This window comes from Burkholderia sp. MSh2, assembly GCF_000731655.1.
GTDB lineage: Bacteria > Pseudomonadota > Gammaproteobacteria > Burkholderiales > Burkholderiaceae > Burkholderia > Burkholderia paludis.
Genome location: NZ_JPGM01000021.1, coordinates 102,033 through 122,351, shown reverse-complemented (window position 1 = coordinate 122,351; position 20,319 = coordinate 102,033). Strand labels below are relative to the sequence as shown.

Here is a 20,319-nt window from a genome sequence, read left to right as displayed (position 1 = left end):
GCGTATTGCGCCGCCGCAATCGGGTGCCGCCGCGTGCCGCGCCCCACCGGGCGGGGCTGACGGCCGTGTCGCATTTGCGCAAGCGTTTGTCGTAATTCGTCGGCAGGTCGGGGTTTTTTCTGGCAACTATGTAGGCACGCTATGACACGCGTGAGTCCCCGCTACACGAGGAGAAGGTTTCGATGGATGCCCCCAAGGTCGTAGTCGAAGGTCTGTGCAAGGTGTTTGGAAGCAATCCGCAGCAGGCGCTCGACATGCTCGCCGCCGGCGCGACGAAGGACGAGGTGCTCAAGCGCACCGGTCAGGTCGTCGGCGTGCACAACGTGTCCTTCGATGTGCAGGAAGGCGAAATTTTCGTGCTGATGGGCCTGTCCGGCTCCGGCAAGTCCACGCTGATCCGCCTCGTGAACCGGCTGGTCGATCCGAGCGCCGGCAAGGTGACGATCGACGGGCTCGACGTCGCGTCGGCGCGTCGCTCGGCGCTGACCGCGCTGCGCCGCAAGGACATGAGCATGGTGTTCCAGTCGTTCGCGCTGATGCCGCATCGCACCGTGGTGTCGAACGCCGCATTCGGCCTCGAGGTCGCGGGCGTCGGCAAGAAGGAGCGCGAGCGCCGTGCGATGGACGTGCTCGAGCAGGTCGGCCTCGCGCCGTTTTCGCACAAGCTGCCGTCCGAGCTGTCGGGCGGCATGCAGCAGCGCGTCGGCCTCGCCCGCGCGCTGGCCGTGAACCCGTCGCTGATGATCATGGACGAGGCGTTCTCCGCGCTCGATCCGCTCAAGCGCCGCGAAATGCAGGACGTGCTGCTGCAACTGCAGAAGGAACAGCGCCGCACGATCATGTTCGTGTCGCACGATCTCGAGGAGGCGCTGCGCATCGGCAACCGCATCGCGATCATGGAGGGCGGCCGGCTCGTGCAGGTGGGCACGCCGCAGGACATCATCGCGAACCCGGCCGACGACTACGTGCGCGCGTTCTTCGACGGCATCGACACCAGCCGCTACCTCACGGCCGGCGACCTGATGCAGACGGGCGCCGTGCCGATCGTGTCGAAGTGCGATGCCGCGAACGTCGCGGCGACGCTGAACGGCAGCGCCGAATACGCGTTCGTGCTCGACGCCGAACGCAAGCTTCGCGGCTTCGTCACGCGCGACGCGATCGGCCAGGCCACGCCGTCGGTGCGGCCGATCGAAAGCATCCGGCTCGATGCGTCGCTGGAACATGTCGTCGCGCGCGTGGTCGCGAACCCGAATGCACTGCCCGTCGTCGACGACGAGGGCTGCTACTGCGGCTCGGTCGATCGTGCGCTCATCCTGAAGGCCATCACGCGTTCGCGAGGCTCCCATGTCTGAAATGATTCCGCTCGGCAGCTGGGTCGACCAGTCCGTTCACTACCTGCTCGACCACGATGCGAAGACGTTCGACACGATCGGCCAGGCGATCGAGGGTCTCGCGGCATTCGTCGAGCACAGCCTGCAGGCGATCCCGATGTGGCTGATGATGGCGATCTTCATCGGCGTCGGGCTGTGGCGGGTGGGCTGGCGCTTCGCGCTGTTCACCACCGCGTCGCTGCTGCTGATCTTCGCGACGGGCTTCTGGGACCAGACGGTCATCACGCTCGGCCTCACGCTGTCGTCGACGATCATCAGCCTCGTGCTCGGCATCCCGCTCGGCATCTGGGCCGCGAAGAGCAAGTGGGTCGCCGCGATCGTGCGTCCGATCCTCGACCTGATGCAGACGATGCCCGCGTTCGTCTACCTGATTCCGGCCGCGATGCTGTTCGGTCTCGGCCGCGTGCCGGGGATCCTGTCCACGGTGATCTTCGCGATGCCGCCGGCCGTGCGCCTGACGAGCCTCGGCATCCGCCACGTGAACCGCGAGATCGTCGAGGCCGGCCAGGCCTTCGGCTGCACGCCGTGGCAACTGCTGTACAAGGTGCAGTTCCCGAACGCGCTGCCGTCGATCATGCAGGGCGTGAACCAGACGATCATGATGGCGCTGTCGATGGTGATCATCGCGTCGATGGTCGGCGCGGGCGGTCTCGGCAACGACGTGCTGGCGAGCATCCAGCGCCTCGACATCGGGCTCGGGTTCGAGAGCGGCCTGTCGGTCGTGCTGCTCGCGATCATTCTCGACCGCATCACCGAAAGCTTCGGCCGTGCGCCGGGCACCGTGAAGGCGCCGCTGTTCTCGGGCCTCAAGCAGCTGTTCCGCGTGAAGGCCGCGCACGCATAACCGCGAGCGACCAGCGGCCGGATCGACCCGGCCGCTTCCCCCCGATTCGATGATGGCTTCCGCGGCACCGGCCGCGGGGCTGGCTCCCTGCAACCTCGCCGCCAGGAGACCGATGTGACGTCCGCCGTCGCTGTTGCGCCCGCCGCCTGCGTTTCACCGGTTTCGTCCCTCGCCCATTTCGGCTTCCTGACGCTGCCGAACTTCTCGATGATCGCGTTCTCGAGCGCCGTCGAGGTGCTTCGGATGGCGAACTACGTGGCGCGCGCCGACCACTACGCGTGGTCGATCTACTCGCTCGACGGCGCGCCGGCGCGCGCGAGCAACGGCATCGCGGTGCGGCCCACGCAGGCGCTCGACTACGCGAACCTGCCCGACGTGATGATCGTGTGCGGCGGCATCCGCATCCGCGACGTGGTCGACGAGCGCGCGCGCGAAACGCTCGCGGCGCTCGCGGAGCGCGGGCTGCCGCTCGGCGGCATCTGCACGGGCGCGTATGCGCTGATGTCGGGCGGGCTGCTCGACGGCTATCGCTGCACCGTGCACTGGGAGAATCTGTCCGCGCTGCACGCGGAGTTTCCGCAGGTCGGCTTCGCCGACGAGCTGTTCGTGGTCGATCGCGACCGGCTGACCTGCACCGGCGGCACCGCGCCGCTCGACCTGATGCTGAACCTCGTCGGCATGCGGTTCGGCCAGCAGCTTGCCGCGCAGGTGTCGGAGCAGTTCATCCTGGAGCGCATCCGCAGCTCGACCGATACGCAGCCGATCCCGGTCGATGCACGCGTCGGCTTCTCGCGCGCGGAGCTGATCGAGGTCGTGCGGCTGATGGAGGCGAACATCGAGGAGCCGCTGTCGCTCGAGGAGCTTGCGCGGCTCGTGCGGCTGTCGCAGCGGCACCTGCAGCGGATGTTCAAGGTGTACCTGAACGTGTCGCCGACCCACTATTACCTGACGCTGCGCCTGAAGCGCGCGCGCGACCTGCTGCGCACGACCGACGCGTCGATCGCGCGCGTGACGACGGTCTGCGGCTTTCATTCGCCGTGTCATTTCAGCAAGGCCTACCGCGCGCAGTTCGGCCATGCGCCGAGCTACGAGCGCCGGTTGCCGGGGCGCTGACCGGACCTACGTCCGCGACGCCGCCGGGATCGCGGCGCGCGGCTTCGATAAACGATCCCGCAATCAAGCAAGCAAACGACATCACTTTGAGGAGAAGCAGGATGAAGCGCCTATTGATCGCAGCGGTGTGCGGGGTCGGGATGACCGCACCGATGTCGGCCGTGTACGCGGCCGATCCCCCCGTATGCAAGAACGTGCGCTTCGCGGATGTCGGCTGGTCCGACATCGCGGCGACCACGGGCCTCGCGTCGACGATGCTGCAGGGGCTCGGCTACAGCCCGACGAAGACGATCGCATCGGTGCCGATCACGTTCGCGGGGATCAAGAGCAAGCAGATCGACGTGTTCCTCGGCTACTGGTCGCCGACGATGGACCCGATCATCCAGCCGTTCACGAAGGCCGGCACGATCAAGGTGCTCGCGACGCCGAACCTGACCGGCGCGAAATACACGCTCGCGGTGCCCGACTACGTGTACCAGGGCGGCCTGAAGTCGTTCGCGGACATCCAGAAGTTCGCGGACAAGCTCAACGGCAAGCTCTACGGGATCGAACCGGGCAACGACGGCAATGCGCTGATCAAGAAGATGATCGACGGCAACCAGTTCGGCCTCGGCAAGTTCAAGCTGGTCGAGTCGAGCGAGGCCGGGATGCTGGTCGAGGTGAATCGCGCGATCCGCGACAAGCAGTGGATCGTGTTCCTCGGCTGGGAGCCGCATCCGATGAACGTGCAGATGAAGATCGACTACCTGACCGGCGGCGACGACGTGTTCGGGCCGAACTACGGCGAAGCGAAGGTGCTGACGGCGACGCCGCCCGACTACTCGCAGCGCTGCCCGAACGTCGCGAAGTTCGTGTCGAACCTGCAGTTCACGACCGCGATCGAGAACCACGTGATGGTGCCGATCATGAACAAGGAAGACCCGAACAAGGCGGCCGCCGAATGGCTGAAGGCCAACCCGCAGGCGCTCGACAAGTGGCTCGCCGGCGTGACGACGCTCGACGGCAAGCCGGGGCTGCCGGCGGTGAAGGCCTATCTCGGCGTGCATTGAGCGACGGGCCCGGGCCTTCGCCGGCGCCGGCGGAGGCTCGATGGAACGGCGCTCCCGATCCGGGAAGCTTCCCGGCGCGGGGGCGCCGGCATGCGTCATGGCGGGAGGTTGGCGCGACCCGCCACCGTCTGCCTGCGGCAGGCGTTGCACCGCGCCACTGGCGCATCCGGAACCCAGCCTGGGTCACGACACCGGCGCGGGAACGTCGAGCATGAGCCACGCGTCGATGCCTTGCATCACGTCGCGCCAGTCGCCTTCGCGGGTCTGTCGCAACGCGGTCGCGTTTCCGATCCACGGGCTCGCGGCGCCCTCGACGCCCCAGCGCCAGTCGCCGGAGAGGTGGGTCGGTACGCATGTCGGCACGCCCATCATGGCGGCCAGGTTGGCTACCCCCGAATCGACGGCGATCACGGCGTCCAGTTGCGCGATGCATGCCGCCGTGTCGCCGAAATCCCGGATGCCGGGCAGGTAGCGGCTGACGTTGCCGGCCGGCGTGCCGGCCAACGCCTCGGCGGCGGGATGATGCAGGTTCACGAAATGCACGCGCTCCGCCGTGGCGGGGGGCCCGACGAGCGCGTCGATCGCGTCGAGCGGCAGGCTGCGGCGCGCGGCCCAGCACCGGATGGTGGCGCCCTGTTCGGGCCAGTGTCGTTGAACGCAATCCCAGAACAGCCCGATCAGCCGCTTCTCCGGATGCCGTTCGCGCAATCGCGCGGCCCATTCGGCGGCGATCCGCTGCTTGTCCGGCGGCACCTGGAGGTAGGGCTCGAACCATCGTTGCGGCGTGGATGACTGCCGCGCCTTCAGCATCGGCAAGTGCAGCAGCGTCGCATGCAGGTCCGGCGCGAACCGGTCCGCGCGCGCTTGCAGCCCGCCGGGCAACGGCGCGTGAAACCGCGTCGGGTTGGGCGCGCTGACCACCTCGCACTGCGGCAGCGACGCCTGCATGAGCGCGTGGCTCTGCGGATGGCAGGTGAGCATCACGTGCGCCCCCGCAGCCAGCCAGTCGGTCACGCAGGCGGCCAGCAGGAAGTTGTCTCCGAAACCGTGTTCATGCGTGACCAGCACGCGCTTGCCGCGCACATCCGCCTCGCCGTCCCATACGGGGATGCCGGCCGGTCGGTAGTTGCAGGACAGGCGGGGCACGTCGTCGCGCATGCGCCAATACGCGAAGCCGCGCGGATCGCCCGCCTTGAGCATCGCCTCTCCCATCGCGAATCCGATCGATGCGGCCATCCCGCCCTGACCGGACGCCGCCATCCGCCAGGCTTCGCCGAGCAACGCGATGGCCTGCGAGAGATCGCCGGCCATCATCAGGCTCATGCCCAGCCGCAAGCGGAAGAGTTCGGGGCGGCTGTGCCGCGACGGGTCGCGCCTCCACGTATCCGCCGCCTCGACATAGCGGCCCAGCAGATAGAGCGCGTCGGCGCGCCGGGTCAGGAAAGCGGTGTCGTGCGGATCGAGCGCCAGCGCGCGGTCGGCCCACGGGAGCATGGCTTCCTCGCGCCGCAGGGCGGTCAGCAGCTCGCAGATCCGGTGCAGAATCGCCGGATTGCGTGGATCGCCCGCGTATTGCGTCTGCGCGACGTGCAGCTGTTCTTCAAGGTCGACCATGACGATTGGCGATGAACGTGGGCGCGCACCGTACGATGCGGGCGTGACGCGGCCGGGCGCCGGCGGCCGGCCGGGAGTGGGCAGCGCACAGCCGGCGCCCGGCCGGCAGCGCGACGCCGGCGGTGTCGTCGAAGGCGCTACACACGGAATGCGCCGTCGAAGACGACGGTGTCGTCGAACCGTATCGTTCCGGACGAAAACACCAGGTCCAGATGATGGCTGCCGCGCTCGCCGCCACCGAGGCCCAGGTGCAACCCGGCATGGCGTTCCTCGAAACTGGCGTTTCGTCCGTGCAGCCGGACGTTCAGATTCGTGCCGATCCCGAACTCCTCGACGATCCGGTTTCCCGCGCATTTGTCGAGATACAGCCTGAAATCGTCTTCAAGCTGTCGATTGGCCGACGTCACGCTGACAACCTGGCCGCGCTCGATCCCGACGTTCAGGATCGGGTCGATGACGCCGTACTTGATCGCGAAGGGCACCGTGCTCAGGAAGGTGCCGCCGAACAGGACGTTGCCGGTCAGGTCCGGCACGCGGGTCGCCACTTCGCCGGGCATCAGGTCGTAGTGGTTGCGGCCGTCGAGGCTTTTCCAGGTCTGGTCCAGCGTTCCGTGCAGCGAGCCGCCGAAGCCGTCGCGGAACTGCACGCGCCGCGCCCGGGCCGCCGCGGCGATGATGCGCTGGTTGCGTGCGGCGATATCGTCGATGCTCTCGGAAAATGCCTCGTTGAAGTATTCGCCGTATTCCCGCAGCAATACCGATTTCTTCCAGTGCTCGGCCATTTTCGGCTTGAGGGGTGGAATGAACGACGGCCCGTGCGGATTGATGTCGGAACGCACCGAGGAGTCGTACATGAAAATAAACATGTCGCACCGGTCGATTTCATTTATGACGCGTTCGTGATTTTCCGTATCGAGTTCGATATAAGTAAATGCGTATTCAAGGTTCGCCGGACAATGCCGAATGATCGATTGCGCGGTGTTTCTCTGGCTTCGGTCCGAGCCGACCAGGATGCTGGCGCCGGGCCCGTGTTTCTCCATCATCGCCGGATGTCCGCGGACGCACGAAAAGAAATTCTCGACGCTTTTTTCCATGAATGCCTCCGCCGGTACCCGGGTTCAGGATCAAAAATGGCGGACCGTTGCGATCCGCCACCGTACGAGGCTGCCTGCTTACGCCCACAGGGCCGTTGCGAACGGAATGACCGCGCTGTCCTTCATCATCTCGACCCAGTCTTCGTGCTGCTCTTCCTGCATCCATTCGATCAGCGGAAGATCCTGCTTTTCCTGATTTTCGTTCATGATGATTTCCTTTTGGAGGAATTGAACTGCGAACATCGCAAATCGTCCTCTGGAATTCAAGGGCGGATTTAGCGATTGAGTGGGCGCAGGTGGTTGCGCTGATTATGTGGGGCAGGTGAGTCAGATTATTTTCCGTTAATCTTGAACCTACCTTAGCAGTTGGATTTGCGAAGTGGCAATGTAACGTAAACCCTATGCTGATTTTAACTTTTTTAATATTTGCTTTTGAAGTTGTTTGAATGTCGGGTAAATAAAATGGGGCTGGTTTTGAAAGGGAAATAACCGGGCGGATTGATGTCGTTCCTGAACGCCCGATCGTGCCGGCCGGTGCGCCCGGCTCACGGCCCTTTCGTTGCCGCCGGTACGTCGAATACCCGATCGAAGGCCCACTGGAACACGAACGCGTAGCAGAAGAAGAACGCGAACAGCCCGATGTCGACCACGAACGCGTCGAGCCACGAGATGTGGAGCCACCACGCCACGACGGGCACCAGGATGAAGATCAGCCCGCCTTCGAACCCGGTCGCGTGCAGCACCCGCCGCCCGAGCGTGCGCTCGGGTTGCCGGCGCGACGCTTCCCAGCGCTCGAACAGCGCGTTGAAGATCACGTTCCACAGCATCGCGATCGCCGACATCGTCGCCGACAGCGCGCCCGAATAGACGAGGTCCTGCCTGAAGATCGCCGCGAGCGCGGGCGAGATGCAGGCGATCGCGATCGCTTCGTAAAGCAGCGCCTGCGTGATCCTGCGCGTTAGGCCTTGCACGGGGTTCCTCCGGTTCGACACGATGCGCCGCGGCACCGCGCCGCGACGTTCCGCAAGGCTATCCGCGTTGCATGCCCGCTTCAATTCACCTAATCTCACCCCGATTGAATCGAATTCAACCCGGCCGCATCCGGCCCGCGAGGCTCCGTGTTCTCGAAAATTCCGTTGACCGCATTGCGCGTATTCGAGTCGTCGGCGCGGCTCGGCGCGTTCAGGGCCGCCGCGGACGAACTGTCCGTGACGCCGGCCGCCGTGTCGCACCAGATCAAGTCGCTCGAAAGCCGGCTCGGCGTGCTGCTGTTCGAGCGCGGCGCGGGCGGCGTGCGGCTCACGGAGGACGGCGAGCGCCTGTTTCGCGCGAGTCACGACGCGCTGCTGGCATTGAGCCGCGGGCTCGACGCGGTGCGGCCCGCAGCCGCCGGCGAGCGCACGCTCGTGCTCACCACCACGCCCGCATTCGCCGCGATGTGGCTGATTCCGCGCCTCGGCCGGTTTCGTCGCGTCGATCCGCAACTGCACATCAAGGTCGAGACCGGCAACGCGCTCGCCGACCTCGACCGCGACGCGCGGATCGATCTCGCGATCCGCGCGACGTCGCGCAGGTTTCCGGCGCTGCACGAGATTGCGCTGATCGACGAGTATTTCGGCGCCTATGCGGCCGCCGGCTTCGACGCGCATCGCACGGACGCGCCGCTCGACCTGATCGAGACCGTGTGGGATACGCCGTTGCCGGTGTCGGTCGACTGGGCGTCATGGTGCCGCGCGGCCGGTCGCGAAGCGTGGCTCGAGCGCGCGGTATTTCGCCATTACGACGACGAGCATTACGCGTTGCAGGCGGTGCTGCATGGGCAGGGCATCGCGCTGCTCAGCTCCGTGCTGGCAGCCGAGCACGTCGCACAGGGGGCACTCACGCCGATCGAGCCGTCGGTGCGGCTCGATGGCGCACGTTTCGTCGCGCTGTGCAGGCCGGGGCGGGAGCGCGAGCCGCAGGTCAGGTCGTTTCTCGACTGGATCGAAGCGGAGATTGCGCAGACGCGGGAGGCAGTGGCGGGGATCCCGGGCGACGGACACGCGTGAGAAGGTTCGCGCGGATGACGTGGCCGGTTCGGAACTTGTGGTGCAGGCCCCCCGGCCCCTCCACCTGCGTGTTGGCGGAGCACGGCGCGAACGTGCATACCGACGCGTTGAAGACGGGGTCGCCGTTGCCGAGCGGCTTGCCGTTGTTGCTCTGGTTGTTGACGGAGGCGATCGACCTGTCGATCAGGCCGTCCTGCGTGACGCTGCTTTGCGCTTGCACACCGTCTGCGGTCGCCATGCCGACGAGCATCGATGCGACGAGTGATCCTGTCCGGGTGAAACTTGGTTTCGTCGTGTCTGGTAGTCGAGAGTGCGGCATGGCGTGGCGAAGGTGTCGGCCGGTGCTGCGGATCCGGCCGACGACGATCGCCACGCGCGATGGCTTTCAGTAACGCGCATCCAGGGGCTTGCCGCCCTTCGGCCAGTCGTGGATCTTGTCCGGGAAGTCCGGGCGCGGCCGAGTCGTAAACCACGCCGCCACATCGACTGCATCCTGGTCACTCAATCCGCCTTGTCCAAGCGGGAACCGGTTGTGCGAACCGATCGCCATGTTTTGCTTCACGAACGCGGCGGCGGTGTAGAGGCGCGCCATGCCGGCCCCGATGTTGAACGACTGGTCGCCCCACAGCGGTGGATAGATCGCGGTACCGTCGGCGCGTTGCATCCCGGCACCGCCCGTGCCGTGACACGATGCGCACTGCGCGGCATACACGTCCTTGCCGTGCGCGAGATCGGGTTTCAGCGCGGTATCGATCTTGCCGACCCCGCGGCCCGGAATCCGGTCCTTCGGATGTGCGCCGTTTCGCATCCAGTCGAAGTACGCGACCATCGCTTTCATGTCGTCCGAGTCGACCGGGAGCGGCTTGCCGTTCATCGAGCGCCGGAAACACCCGTTGATGCGATCCGCCAGCGACAGCACCTTGCCGGATCGCGGCGCGTAGCTCGGGAACTGGGACGACAGGCCGGCATACGGCGACGCGAGTGCCACGGTGCCGCCGCTCAGATGGCAGCTTGCACAGTTGAGCGAATTGCCGACGTTGTGCGGCAGCAGCGCCTTCGTCTCGAGATTCAGCCGCATGCCGCGCACCAGTTGCGCCGCGTTCGGCTGGTCCAGCAGCGCGGAGAAGCGGGGCGTCCTGAACGCGGCCGTTTCGCCGCCGGCGGCCAGCGACCTGCGCATCTTGCGGACGTCCATCGCGAGTACGGGGTCGTTGCGGCCGCCCCATGACGCGCGGACGAAGGTCAGTATCTCGGCCAGTTCCCGATCGGACAGCTGGTTGAACGCCGGCATCGTGTAGATGCGCGGATGGGTACCGGTCTGCGGCGTTTGCCAGCCGGTCAGCGCAATATGGATCAGCGAGTCGGTTTGCTTCGACAGCACGGCGGGATTGCCGGACAACGGCGGAAAGACTGGCGAGAAGCCGCGGCCGTCGACCTGGTGGCATGAGCTGCAGAACTGCACGTAGCCGAGTCCGCCCTTCGACGTGTACAGCGCCTCGGGGATATCGCGCGCCGGCTGGCCACCGGAGGCGGGTGCTGCCGCGGCCGGCCCGTTCGCGGTAGCGGCCGCGTTCGCGTTCGGCAGCGAATTCAGGTACACGCCGATCGCGGCGAGATCCGCGTCGCTGAAGTACTGGGTACTGTGGTGAACTACGTCCGACATGCCGCCGGCCGCGGTCGTGTAGCGATTGCGGCCGGTCTTGAGCAACGTGACCAGATCGTCGACGGGCCAGAGTGCGCGCAGATTGACGGCCCGCCATGATTCGACCGTCGCGCCGGACAGATACAGCGGCCCGCTGCTGCCCGACTCCGACATGGCCTTTTCCTGGAAGAAGATCCCGCGTGGCGTATGGCAGGCGCCGCAATGTCCGGCGGCTTGCGTCAGGTACGCGCCGCGATTCCAGGTCGCATCCTTGTCAGGGTTGGGCACGTAACGGGTGTCGTCGAGGAACAGGGCGTTCCAGAATGCGAGGCCCCAGCGCATGTTGAACGGCCATTTGATGCCGAGCGGTTTGTTCTCCAGTTTCACCGGCGCGACGCCGTCCTTCAGATACGCGAAGAGGGCGCGCATGTCGTCTTCGTCGAGTTTGGCGAAGGACGGGTAAGGCATGGCCGGATACAGGTGATGCCCGTCCGCCGCGATGCCTTTGCGCATGGCCCGGTCGAACTGCTCGAACGTATAGCGGCCGATGCCGGTAGCCTCGTCGGGTGTGATGTTGGTCGAATAGACCGCACCGAACGGCGTGCTCAACGCGAGGCCACCCGCGAGAGGCGGGCCGTTCGCCGAGGTGTGGCACGCGACACAGTCGCCGGCGCGTGCGACGTAGGCCCCTTTCCTGACCAGCTCGGTTGCGTCGACTTGCACCGGGGACGTCGCCGCTGCCGCGACGACGGGCAGCAACGCGGCGATCGACAGTGCGGCTTTGAGGCAGAACTGCGACAGACTGCGGATCGATGATCTCATTGCGCGTGATGGTTATTCTGGGGAGAGATGAGTCATCGTCCCCTTATTGGCCGTCCCCCGGTCTGACGGGAATCAACCGGCCATCACTCGATCACATAATTCATTTCTACGGCAACGGAGATTTCCGGATGCAGTCCGCGTGGCGCCGTGGCTTCCGACGTCCGGTTGCTTCGGAAGCGGGGCCGGTGCGGCGGCTGCGCAGAGGCGGGCACTCGATTCGCGCGATGGGCGGATGTCGTGTCGCGGGTCATCCGCCGACCACCGTCACCCGAACCTGACGCAATAAACCGGCGGTAAATGCGCCGACACCAGCCGCCAGTTTTCCCCGCCGTCGTCGGACGTCCACAACCCGCCGGTCGTCGACGCCATCGCGAGACGCGTGCCCGAATCGTCCACCGCGAGCCCGTGCCGATACACGAGGTCGTACGCCGGCGCGGGCGGCAACCCGTTCGTGAATGGCTCGAAACTGCGCCCGCCGTCGCGGGTGCGCGTGACGACGAAGCGGCCGTCCACCGGAATTCGGCACGCGTCCTTCACGGCCGGCACGAACCACGCGGTGTCCGGCTCGCGCGGATGCACGGCCACCGCGAAACCGAAGCTCGACGGCTGCGCCTCGATGCGCCGCCAGTGTTCGGCGCCGTCGGTCGAGCGGAAGATCGCGCAGTGATGTTGGGTCCACAGCACGTCCGGATTGGCCGCGCACTGCACGACGCGGTGCGGGTCCTGCGCGTTGGGTTCACCGCGCCGCTCGGGCGGCATGTAGTCGGCTTCCATGCCGTCGGCCGTCACGCGCCACGTCGCGCCGCCGTCGGCGGTCTGCCAGACGCCGCCGCACGAGATGCCGATCGTCACGTGCCGGCTGTCGCGCGGATCGACCATCACCGAATGGATGCCCGGCGCATCGTATCCTCCGCCGCCCCATTCGGCGCGTTCGGGGCGATCCCACAATGGCCGGTTGAGCACCCACGAACTGCCGGCGTCGCCGGAGCGGAACAGCCCGCCGGGAATCGTGCCGGCCCACAGCACGCCCGGCTCGTCGGCGCCGCCGGCTTCGAGCGACCAGATCTGCTGGAGCGTCCACGGTGGCGTCGGCGGGCCGGGCGGCGCGTCGCCCGTGTCGCCTGCGGCGCCCGCGCCCGCAGGCGCGCCGGCGGGCGGGACGTCGGCAGGCTGCGGCGGATACACGGGCACCGCGCATTCTTCCCAATCGGTGGCACCGGCGCGCCTGCGGTGCAGCTTGACGCCGAAATGACCGAGGTTCAGCGCGGCATACAGCGTGCCGTCGCGCGGGTCGGCGAGCGCCATGCTGACCGGCTCCCCGGCGAACTGCGGCTCACCGAGCGCCCAGCCGCCGTCGTGGTTGGGCTGCAGCACGAACAGGCCCTTGCGGGTGGCGACGAGCAGTCGATCGTTCATGTGCGATGTCTCCTGATGGCCCGGCCTGGCGTTCCGGTACGTGGCCTGCGCCGATGCATACGTCCCCTTATCCGCCCGTCAGCGCCTGGACGACATACACCCGGCTGGTGTCGCCGAGCCCGTCGGACAGGCGCTGACGGTCGCGTATCGGCTGGCCGTCGATGAATACCGACAGGTGTTTGCGCAGCGCACCCTGGTCGTCGAGGATGTAGCCGCGCAGTCGCGGCTGCTCGCTGAAAACGGTGTCGAATGCTTCGCCGAGCGTGTGGGCGTCGATTTCGCGCTCGGGCGTATCGACATGTCGCTGGATCGATGCGGCGAAGAAGAGGTGCGCCATGGCGGTGGCTGGCAGGAGCCGCGCGGAGGGGACGGTCTGTAGTTTAGGCGATCCGTCGCGGGCGCAAAGGTGGCGTCTCGTAGTCGCGGTGCGACGGCGAGCCCGATCCGTCCCGGTCGACACGGTCAGGCGAATCGGCAACAATCCTGCCCGTACCGTCATCGCGTGCCGGATTCGGTTGCCATGCCGATCGACGGTCGCGCGCGCTCCACTTGCCGATGAAGGAAAACCTTGCCATGCCGCGCTCCGCGTTATCGATCGTCAAGCCCGCCGTCGACGATATCGTCGCGGGCCGCAAGCGCGTGGAAATCCGCTCATGGGCGCCGCCGGCCATACCGTTGCGTGACCTCGTGCTGGTGCAGAACACGATCTTCCTGCGACAGGACGGGCAGGAGGATCCCGACGGGATCGCGCTCGCGTTGGTCGATGTCGTGGGCGTGCACGACTGGACACATGACGAAGCCCGCTGGCAAGGCAAGCAATGGTGTGCCGGATACGTGTGCTGGGAACTGACGAACGTGCGGGCGATCGATCCGCCTTTTCCATGTGTCGCGAGGCGCGGCATCTATGCGTTGGCGGATGATTTCGCGAAGGTATCCTGACGATTTTGCATGCATCCGGGGCAGGCAGAACTCGCTTTCGACACGCGAGAGGCTGGTCGAAACGATCGACCTCCCGGCATGCGCCGGCCGCCTGCGCTAAACCGGAATCGATCGCCCGCGAATCCTGATTCCAAGCCGTACCACGCCGATCACCGCATTCGACAGCCACGTGAGCAAGCGCGGCATCCCGCGCCGGCGGATATCGAGCAGCAGCACGATCCGCACGGCATCGCTGTCGTTCCACACCTCGTGCATGAACGTGTCGTCCCACAGCAGGAAACGGCCTTCCTCGAGCCGGTATTCGTGGCCGTCCACTTTCAGCACGGCGGCTGGCGTGCCGTCGGCGCGCTTCGGCATCGACAGCACGAGATAGCCGCGCAGGATGCCGCGGAACGGCCCGCGATGCGGTGGAATGTGCTTGCCGGGAGCGAGGAACGACAGCGAGGCGGACAGCACGTCCGGCGACGCCGCGACGATCGACGCGATCGTCGGGCAGCGCGACAGGTTGCGCGGAAACGGCTGGCCGTAGGCCTGCATGATGAACATGCGCCAGTCGCGGGCGTCGTTGGCCGAGATGTCGTACTGCTCGCGCATGATTTCGTGGAAGCGCGGAATGCGCGGCATGTCGCGCGCGACGTCGAATGCCTCTGCCTGGATGTCGGGCCACGCGCGGACGAAGCGCTCGGCGTCGGGAAACGCGGCCGTGTCGAGCACGGCGCCGCCGTCGATGTGGCGGTCGTACAGCGTGCGCAGCAGGCCGGCTGCATAGTCGTAAGCGACGGACATGGTCGATCGAAAGGCGATCCGTAAAGGGTGACATCAGTCTGCCCGAACCGCGGCGGGTGCTGCGTTACGTCAGGTTACGCCGACTGACGAAAGAATGACAGTTCAATGAACGCCCTGCCGTGCGGGAATAAACGCACACGCTCCGTCGTCATACGGGTGTAGCAAGTCGTTTCGTTGACTGATCGAGGAGTGGAACATGAACACGTACAGGCTGATGGCCGCCGCCGTGGCGGCGATTTCTCTCGCAGGTGTCGCGACGCAAGCGTCGGCGCAGGCGCTCACGCGCGCCCAGGTCACGCAGCAACTGATCGACGCCGAAAACCAGGGGCTGCGCTTCGTGACCGATACGTCGTATCCGGACGTGAGCCCGCTGTTCCGGCGGCAGGTCGAACAGATGCCGCAGCGTCAGGCCGGCACGGCGGTCGGCCGCGATCCGGCCGCGTCGTCCGAAGCGGGCAAGCCGGCGGCGATGGCGACGCACCCGCGCGCCGGCGCATGCGTCGGCCCGGCCAGCTTCTGCGCGATCTACTTCGGAAGCTGACGCAGCGGCCTGCGTTCGCCGGTCGGGCATTCACCACGGTCGGTCGATACGGAACATGGATGGGGTTCATCATGAAGATATATATCGCAGTCCTGATAATGATCGGAGCGATTGCCGGTCAACCGGCGTTCGCGCAATCGGACGCGCCGCTGACGCGTGCGCAGGTTCGCGACGAACTGATGCGCATGGAAGCGGCCGGGTACGACCCGGCGAAGGGGGACGACGCCGTGTATCCGGCGGACATCCAGGCGGCGCAAGCGCGGCTCGCCATGCAGGAGCGGGCGCGGATGGCGGCGTCCGACGCGCATGCGCCGATGCCCGGTACGTCGGCGCAGACCCGATGCCAGGTGTCGCCATGGTCGTGTGCGCCCTGACGCGGCCGTGTTCGCGGCCGGGCCGCGCGCGGGGCCTTCGCGCGGTGCGGCCCGGCGCGAGTGCGCCGGCCGCGCTGCCCGTCGTCGCGCGCCGCTTCGCGCGGCGGCGCGATCGTCTTGCCGGCCGGTCGCGGACAGCCGGCAGATCGATCGCACGATGATCCGGATATGGACGGCGATGGCGCGCAACGGCGCAATCCGGTTCGCGGAGGGATCGTCGCGCGGGCCGGCATCGTCATCGGGCGTTTCGCGCCGGTTTCGTTGTTTGCGCGGCGCTTACCCGACACATTTTTCACGACGATGACGTTTCGCATTCCGCTCGTCGTCGCGGTTGCCGCCGCGATCCTGTCGGTCCGCAAGCTTGCCGGTCCGGCATGCCGCGCCGCGCGGGCCAGCGGGAGGCGATGCACGTGCGACCCGAATCGATCGCGGCACGATAGTAGTGTCATCTGACTGGCGTACCGTCCGTGAGTCGTCCTTCATGTCCGGCTCAACGGGAATCGCTTCCGCTGCGCGCACGGGTGAGCCCGCCTTCGCGCGTGGCAGCCCCGGCGCTGCCGCGGCCCGACCGGGCCACCACCGGGGAGTTGCATGGTCTTGCTGCATCTGCTGCACGCGCTGGCCGGCGCGCTGTCGATCGTCTGCACGCTGGGCGTGTTGCTGGGCATCGCATACACGGTCGCGGCCAGCGTGCTGGTCGGCCGGTTCTTCTCCCGTCCGGCGGCGCGGCCGCGCGACTATCCGGGCGTCACCGTCGCGAAGCCGCTGCACGGCGACGAGTGGCAGCTCGTACAGCATCTCGAAAGCTTCTTCGTGCAGAATTATCCGGGGCCGGTCCAGCACCTGTTCGGCGTGCACGACGCGGACGACGCGGCGCTCGCCGCCGTCGAGACGCTGCGCGCGCGCTACCCCGACGCGAACATCAAGGTCGTCGCCGACGCGCGGCTGTACGGGCCGAACCGCAAGATCGGCAATCTCGTGAACATGCTCGAACACGCGGAGTACTCGGTGCTGTGTTTCGCCGACAGCGACGTGCTGGTCGGGCGCGAGTATCTGCGCGCCGTCGTCGGCGCGCTGCAGCAGCCGGATGTCGGCATCGTGACGAGCGTGTATCGCGGCGTCGCGGCGCCCGGTTTCTGGCCCGGCGTCGCCGTCGCGATGACGAACTACCATTTCCTGCCGGGCGTGATCACCGGGCTGTTCATCGGGCGCGCGCGGCCGTGCTTCGGCCAGACGATCGCGATCACGCGCGCGACGCTGGAGCGCATCGGCGGGCTCACACGCTTCGCGCATCACCTCGCCGAGGATCACGCGCTCGGCGAAGCGGTGCGGCAGGCGGGCGCGCAGGTCGTCATTCCGCCGTTCGTGGTCGGGCACGCATCCGTCGAGAAGACGTTCGCGCAGCTTTACGCACACGAATTGCGCTGGAGCCGCACGATCCGCGCGGCGGACCGGCTCGGTCACGCCGGCTCGGTGCTGATGCACCCGCTGCCGCTCGCGCTGCTGGCGCTGCTGTTCTCCGGCGGCACGGCCGTCGCGTGCGGGCTGGTGGTCGCGGCGCTCGGCGCGCGGGCGCTGCTGATGCTGAAGACGAGCCGGGCGACGGGCGCCGGCCTGCGCGGCGCGCTCTGGCTGCCGTTCGTCGATCTCCTGCAGTTCCTCGTCTTCGTGTCGAGCTTCTTCTCGTCGCATGTCGTGTGGCGCGGCACGCGTTTTCGCGTCGACCGGGAAGGGCTGCTGTCGCCCGCGAACGAAGCATGACGAAGGAGACGACTCCGGCCGACGACGCGGCGCGCAACGCCGCGAGAGGCGAGGCGCGGCTACGGCATGCGGGGCAGGCGGCCGCGCTGGGCGGGCTGGCGCTCGCCGTATGGCTGATCTGGCGCGAGCATCCGCTCGACATCCTGCACCGCCTGCAGATCGCCGGCGCCGGGTTGCTGGTCGCCGCGCTGGCGCACCTCCTGCCGATGCTCGCGAATGCGTGGGACTGGCGGATGCTGATCCGCGGCCCGCGCCGGCCGTCGTTCGCGACGATGCTCAAGCTCGTCTGGATTCGCGAATCGATCAACGGGTTGTTGCCGGTCGCGCGGATCGGCGGCGAGATCGTGTCGTTCGGTTTGTTGCGGCAGGCGGGCGTGCGGCCGGCGACCGCCGTGGCGAGCCTCGTCGCCGATACGCAACTGACGCTGATCAGCCAGTTGGTATTCGCACTGGTCGCGATCGGCTACGTGCTCGAACACGCGTCGTCCGATGCGGCACGGGTGGCCGGGAACCTCGCGATCGGCATGGCCGCGCTGGTGCCGGTGCTGCTGCTGTTCGCGCTGGTGCAGCATGCGCGGCCGTTCGAACGCGCGATGCGCGTGCTCAACCGCGTCACGAGCGGCAAGGTGGTGGCGCTCGTCGGCGAATCGGCGCGCACCGACCAGTCGATCCGGATGATCTGGAGACGGACCGGCGTCGTCGTGCGCTATCTCGCGATCTGGCAGACGTTGCAGTTCCTGGGCTACTCGCTGGAAATCTGGCTCGCGCTGCATTTCCTCGGCGCCGCGCCGACCTTCGCGCAGGCGCTGGCGATCGAGGCGCTGATCCAGCTCGTGAGCAGCATCGCGTTCCTGATGCCGGGCGGCCTCGGGGTGCAGGAGGGCGGGTTCGTGCTGATCGGCGGGCTGCTCGGGTTCGACCCGCCGACCTGTCTCGCGCTGGCCGGCGCGCGCCGCGTGCGCGACCTGCTGTTCTATCTGCCGGGCCTGCTGGCCTGGCAATGGGCGGCCGGCTCGGCGAACCGGCCGGGCGGCCCGACGCGCGCGTCGTTGCGCATCGGGGAATCCGCCGGGCCGCGTTGACGCGACCGGGCGGGCCGCTCGCGCCTCAGCGCCGTCCGTCGGCGAGATGGCTGCGGATCACGTCCGCGAACGACGTGTCGCCCTTCAGCCCGAGCGCCTCCGCGCGCGACGTGTCCCAGCGGCCCGGCCAGCTGCCGACGATCTGCTCGACGCGTGCGTCGGGCACATGGCGGATCCGCTTCACGGCCTCGTCGCCCGCGACCTCGCGCAGCGCCTCGATCATTTCGTCGACCGACACCGACAGGCCGGGCAGGTTGATCACGCGCCGGTTGCCGAGCTTCGCGCCGTCGAGTTCGCATCCGGCGACGAGCGCCTCGATCGCGCCGCGCGGCGACAGCAGCCACAGCCGCGTCGAACCGGGCACCGGGCACACGCTTTCCTCGCCGTTCAGCGGCTCGCGGATGATGCCGCTGGCGAACGACGATGCGGCCGCGTTCGGGCGGCCCGGCCGCACGCTGATCGTCGGCAGCCGCAGCACGCGGCCGTCGACGAAGCCGCGTCGCGCGTAGTCGCACAGCAGCAGCTCGGCGATCGCCTTCTCCGCGCCGTACGACGATTGCGGGTTCAGCGCGGTGTCGTCCTGCACGACGTCGGGCAGCGCGCCGCCATAGACCGCGACGGAGCTGGTGAACACGACGCGCGGCCGATGGCCGCGTGCGCGGCATACTTCGAGCAGCGTGCGCGACGCATCGAGGTTGATCCGCATGCCGAGATCGAAATCGGCTTCGGCCTGCCCGCTGACGATTGCCGCAAGGTGGAAGATCGCGTCCGTCCGCGTGTCGATCGCGCGTTCGAGTACCGCGCGATCGGCGATGTCGCCGACGATCGACGTCACGCGCGCATCGCCGAAATCGCCGCCCTCGACGACGTCGAGCAGCACCAGTTCGTCGATCTTGCCGGTCCGGCCGTCGGGGCCGGCCAGTTCGCCGCGCTCGAGCAGCTTGCGTGCAAGGCGCTGGCCGAGAAAGCCGGCGCCGCCGGTGATCAGTACTTTCATGTGGGTTCTCTCCAGGGAATGCCGGGATTACAGATACGGTTTGAGCCAGCCGAGCCCTTCCGACGTGCCGGCCTTCGGGCGGTACTCGCAGCCGATCCAGCCGTCGTAGCCGAGCGCGTCGATCAGCTCGAACAGGTACGGGTAGTTGAGTTCGCCGAGATCCGGCTCGTGGCGCTCGGGCACGCCCGCGATCTGGATATGGCCGATGCCCGCGAAATCGCGCCTGAGCTTCATCGCGAGATCGCCTTCGACGATCTGGCAGTGGTAGCAGTCGAACTGCACCTTCAGGTTCGGCGCGCCGACGTCCGCGCAGATCGCGTGCGCGTCGTCCTGACGGTTGAGGAAATAGCCGGGCATGTCGCGCGGGTTGATCGGCTCGATCAGGATCGTGACGCCGTGCGCGGCGGCGGCCTGCGCGGCATGGCGCAGGTTCGCGACGTAGGTGTCGCGATGGCGCGCGCGGTCCGCGCCCGGCGCGACCATGCCGGCCATCACGTGCAGCTTCCGGTTGCCGATCACGCGCGCGTAATCGAGCGCCTGGTCGATACCGCGCCGGAACTCGTCCTCGCGTCCGGGCAGCGACGCGATCCCGCGCTCGCCCGCGGCCCAGTCGCCGGGCGGCGCGTTGAACAGCGCCTGTTCGAGGCCGTGCGCATCGAGGCGCGCCCGGATGTCCCCGGCGGCGAAGTCGTACGGGAACAGATACTCGACAGCCTTGAAGCCGTCGTAGGCGGCAGCGGCGAAGCGTTCGAGGAACGCGTGCTCGGTGTACATCATCGAGAGGTTGGCGGCGAAGCGTGGCATGG

General features: G+C 67.5%; 21 protein-coding genes and 1 pseudogene. 12 read left to right on the top strand and 10 right to left on the bottom strand.

Annotated features, from left to right (window positions below; genetic code table 11):
* Window positions 1–38 precede the first annotated feature (38 nt).
* The 4 genes and pseudogenes from GQ57_RS14580 to GQ57_RS14565 form a co-directional block, all read left to right on the top strand.
* A pseudogene (locus GQ57_RS14580) lies at window positions 39–1,352 on the top strand (quaternary amine ABC transporter ATP-binding protein); the annotation flags it as partial.
* Window positions 1,345–2,235 carry a choline ABC transporter permease subunit gene (gene choW, locus GQ57_RS14575; RefSeq protein ID WP_031399967.1) on the top strand — a complete coding sequence of 297 codons (891 nt, stop codon included), beginning with the start codon at window positions 1,345–1,347 and terminating at the stop codon, window positions 2,233–2,235. The pseudogene GQ57_RS14580 and the gene choW, both read left to right, overlap by 8 nt.
* Window positions 2,236–2,349: 114 nt before the next feature.
* Window positions 2,350–3,348, top strand: coding sequence for a GlxA family transcriptional regulator (locus GQ57_RS14570; RefSeq protein WP_031399966.1), 999 nt, complete (start codon window positions 2,350–2,352; stop codon window positions 3,346–3,348).
* 101 nt (window positions 3,349–3,449) lie between these two features.
* Window positions 3,450–4,397, top strand: a complete 948-nt coding sequence (locus GQ57_RS14565) for a choline ABC transporter substrate-binding protein (protein ID WP_031399965.1) — start codon at window positions 3,450–3,452, stop codon at window positions 4,395–4,397.
* 183 nt (window positions 4,398–4,580) lie between these two features.
* Here the strand turns inward: GQ57_RS14565 and GQ57_RS14560 are convergent, their stop codons facing one another.
* The 4 genes from GQ57_RS14560 to GQ57_RS14545 all read right to left on the bottom strand — a co-directional run bounded on the left by GQ57_RS14560 (window position 4,581) and on the right by GQ57_RS14545 (window position 8,076).
* On the bottom strand, window positions 4,581–6,011 hold the full coding sequence (locus tag GQ57_RS14560; protein WP_031399964.1) for a hypothetical protein: 1,431 nt from the start codon (window positions 6,009–6,011) through the stop codon (window positions 4,581–4,583).
* Window positions 6,012–6,148: 137 nt separating this feature from the next.
* On the bottom strand, window positions 6,149–7,105 hold the full coding sequence (locus tag GQ57_RS14555) for a hypothetical protein (RefSeq protein ID WP_034198214.1): 957 nt from the start codon (window positions 7,103–7,105) through the stop codon (window positions 6,149–6,151).
* Window positions 7,106–7,183: 78 nt separating this feature from the next.
* Window positions 7,184–7,312 carry a hypothetical protein gene (locus GQ57_RS44145; RefSeq protein WP_031399962.1) on the bottom strand — a complete coding sequence of 43 codons (129 nt, stop codon included), beginning with the start codon at window positions 7,310–7,312 and terminating at the stop codon, window positions 7,184–7,186.
* 338 nt (window positions 7,313–7,650) lie between these two features.
* Complete coding sequence (locus GQ57_RS14545) at window positions 7,651–8,076, bottom strand: PACE efflux transporter (protein WP_031399961.1); 426 nt, start codon at window positions 8,074–8,076, stop codon at window positions 7,651–7,653.
* Between the two features lie 147 nt (window positions 8,077–8,223).
* Between GQ57_RS14545 and GQ57_RS14540 the strand changes: the two genes are divergently transcribed.
* Together GQ57_RS14540 and GQ57_RS14535 are read left to right on the top strand one after the other, a co-directional pair.
* Window positions 8,224–9,153 (top strand): LysR substrate-binding domain-containing protein, encoded by a 930-nt coding sequence (locus GQ57_RS14540; protein WP_034198213.1) that lies wholly within the window; start codon window positions 8,224–8,226, stop codon window positions 9,151–9,153.
* 92 nt (window positions 9,154–9,245) lie between these two features.
* Window positions 9,246–9,545: a hypothetical protein gene (locus tag GQ57_RS14535; protein ID WP_152603253.1), complete on the top strand. Its 300-nt coding sequence runs from the start codon at window positions 9,246–9,248 to the stop codon at window positions 9,543–9,545.
* On the opposite strand, the gene GQ57_RS14530 is transcribed toward GQ57_RS14535, so the two are convergent.
* From GQ57_RS14530 to GQ57_RS14520, 3 genes are all read right to left on the bottom strand, one after another.
* Window positions 9,539–11,617 carry a c-type cytochrome gene (locus GQ57_RS14530; RefSeq protein ID WP_034198211.1) on the bottom strand — a complete coding sequence of 693 codons (2,079 nt, stop codon included), beginning with the start codon at window positions 11,615–11,617 and terminating at the stop codon, window positions 9,539–9,541. The two genes, GQ57_RS14535 and GQ57_RS14530, sit on opposite strands and share 7 nt — an antisense overlap.
* A 264-nt stretch (window positions 11,618–11,881) precedes the next feature.
* Entirely contained in the window at window positions 11,882–13,033 is a 1,152-nt protein-coding gene (locus GQ57_RS14525; protein ID WP_034198210.1) for a WD40/YVTN/BNR-like repeat-containing protein, read from the bottom strand.
* Between the two features lie 67 nt (window positions 13,034–13,100).
* Window positions 13,101–13,370, bottom strand: a complete 270-nt coding sequence (locus GQ57_RS14520) for a MoaD/ThiS family protein (RefSeq protein WP_031399956.1) — start codon at window positions 13,368–13,370, stop codon at window positions 13,101–13,103.
* Between the two features lie 236 nt (window positions 13,371–13,606).
* Here GQ57_RS14520 and GQ57_RS14515 point away from each other — a divergent pair, with 236 nt between their 5' ends.
* Window positions 13,607–13,972 carry an ASCH domain-containing protein gene (locus GQ57_RS14515; RefSeq protein ID WP_034198222.1) on the top strand — a complete coding sequence of 122 codons (366 nt, stop codon included), beginning with the start codon at window positions 13,607–13,609 and terminating at the stop codon, window positions 13,970–13,972.
* A gap of 96 nt (window positions 13,973–14,068) precedes the next feature.
* On the opposite strand, the gene GQ57_RS14510 is transcribed toward GQ57_RS14515, so the two are convergent.
* Window positions 14,069–14,758: an aspartyl/asparaginyl beta-hydroxylase domain-containing protein gene (locus tag GQ57_RS14510; RefSeq protein WP_031399954.1), complete on the bottom strand. Its 690-nt coding sequence runs from the start codon at window positions 14,756–14,758 to the stop codon at window positions 14,069–14,071.
* 196 nt (window positions 14,759–14,954) lie between these two features.
* On the opposite strand from GQ57_RS14510, the gene GQ57_RS14505 reads away from it, so the two are divergent.
* The 5 genes from GQ57_RS14505 to GQ57_RS14485 all read left to right on the top strand — a co-directional run bounded on the left by GQ57_RS14505 (window position 14,955) and on the right by GQ57_RS14485 (window position 18,516).
* Window positions 14,955–15,299 (top strand): DUF4148 domain-containing protein, encoded by a 345-nt coding sequence (locus tag GQ57_RS14505; RefSeq protein WP_031399953.1) that lies wholly within the window; start codon window positions 14,955–14,957, stop codon window positions 15,297–15,299.
* 71 nt (window positions 15,300–15,370) lie between these two features.
* The gene (locus GQ57_RS14500) at window positions 15,371–15,673 is read left to right on the top strand and encodes a DUF4148 domain-containing protein (RefSeq protein ID WP_052001321.1); all 303 of its coding nucleotides are present in this window, start codon (window positions 15,371–15,373) and stop codon (window positions 15,671–15,673) included.
* A gap of 168 nt (window positions 15,674–15,841) precedes the next feature.
* A complete protein-coding gene (locus GQ57_RS14495) occupies window positions 15,842–16,126 on the top strand; it encodes a hypothetical protein (protein ID WP_034198209.1) in 285 nt (94 codons plus the stop codon).
* A gap of 138 nt (window positions 16,127–16,264) precedes the next feature.
* A complete protein-coding gene (gene hpnI, locus GQ57_RS14490) occupies window positions 16,265–17,434 on the top strand; it encodes a bacteriohopanetetrol glucosamine biosynthesis glycosyltransferase HpnI (protein WP_034198208.1) in 1,170 nt (389 codons plus the stop codon).
* The gene (locus GQ57_RS14485) at window positions 17,431–18,516 is read left to right on the top strand and encodes a lysylphosphatidylglycerol synthase domain-containing protein (protein WP_034198207.1); all 1,086 of its coding nucleotides are present in this window, start codon (window positions 17,431–17,433) and stop codon (window positions 18,514–18,516) included. The genes hpnI and GQ57_RS14485 overlap by 4 nt, the downstream gene beginning before the upstream one ends.
* A 25-nt stretch (window positions 18,517–18,541) precedes the next feature.
* Here GQ57_RS14485 and denD read toward each other — a convergent pair whose 3' ends face one another.
* Both denD and otnI read right to left on the bottom strand, forming a co-directional pair.
* Window positions 18,542–19,513, bottom strand: a complete 972-nt coding sequence (denD, locus tag GQ57_RS14480; protein ID WP_034198206.1) for a D-erythronate dehydrogenase — start codon at window positions 19,511–19,513, stop codon at window positions 18,542–18,544.
* A gap of 27 nt (window positions 19,514–19,540) precedes the next feature.
* Window positions 19,541–20,317, bottom strand: a complete 777-nt coding sequence (otnI, locus tag GQ57_RS14475) for a 2-oxo-tetronate isomerase (protein WP_034198205.1) — start codon at window positions 20,315–20,317, stop codon at window positions 19,541–19,543.
* Window positions 20,318–20,319: the final 2 nt, after the last annotated feature.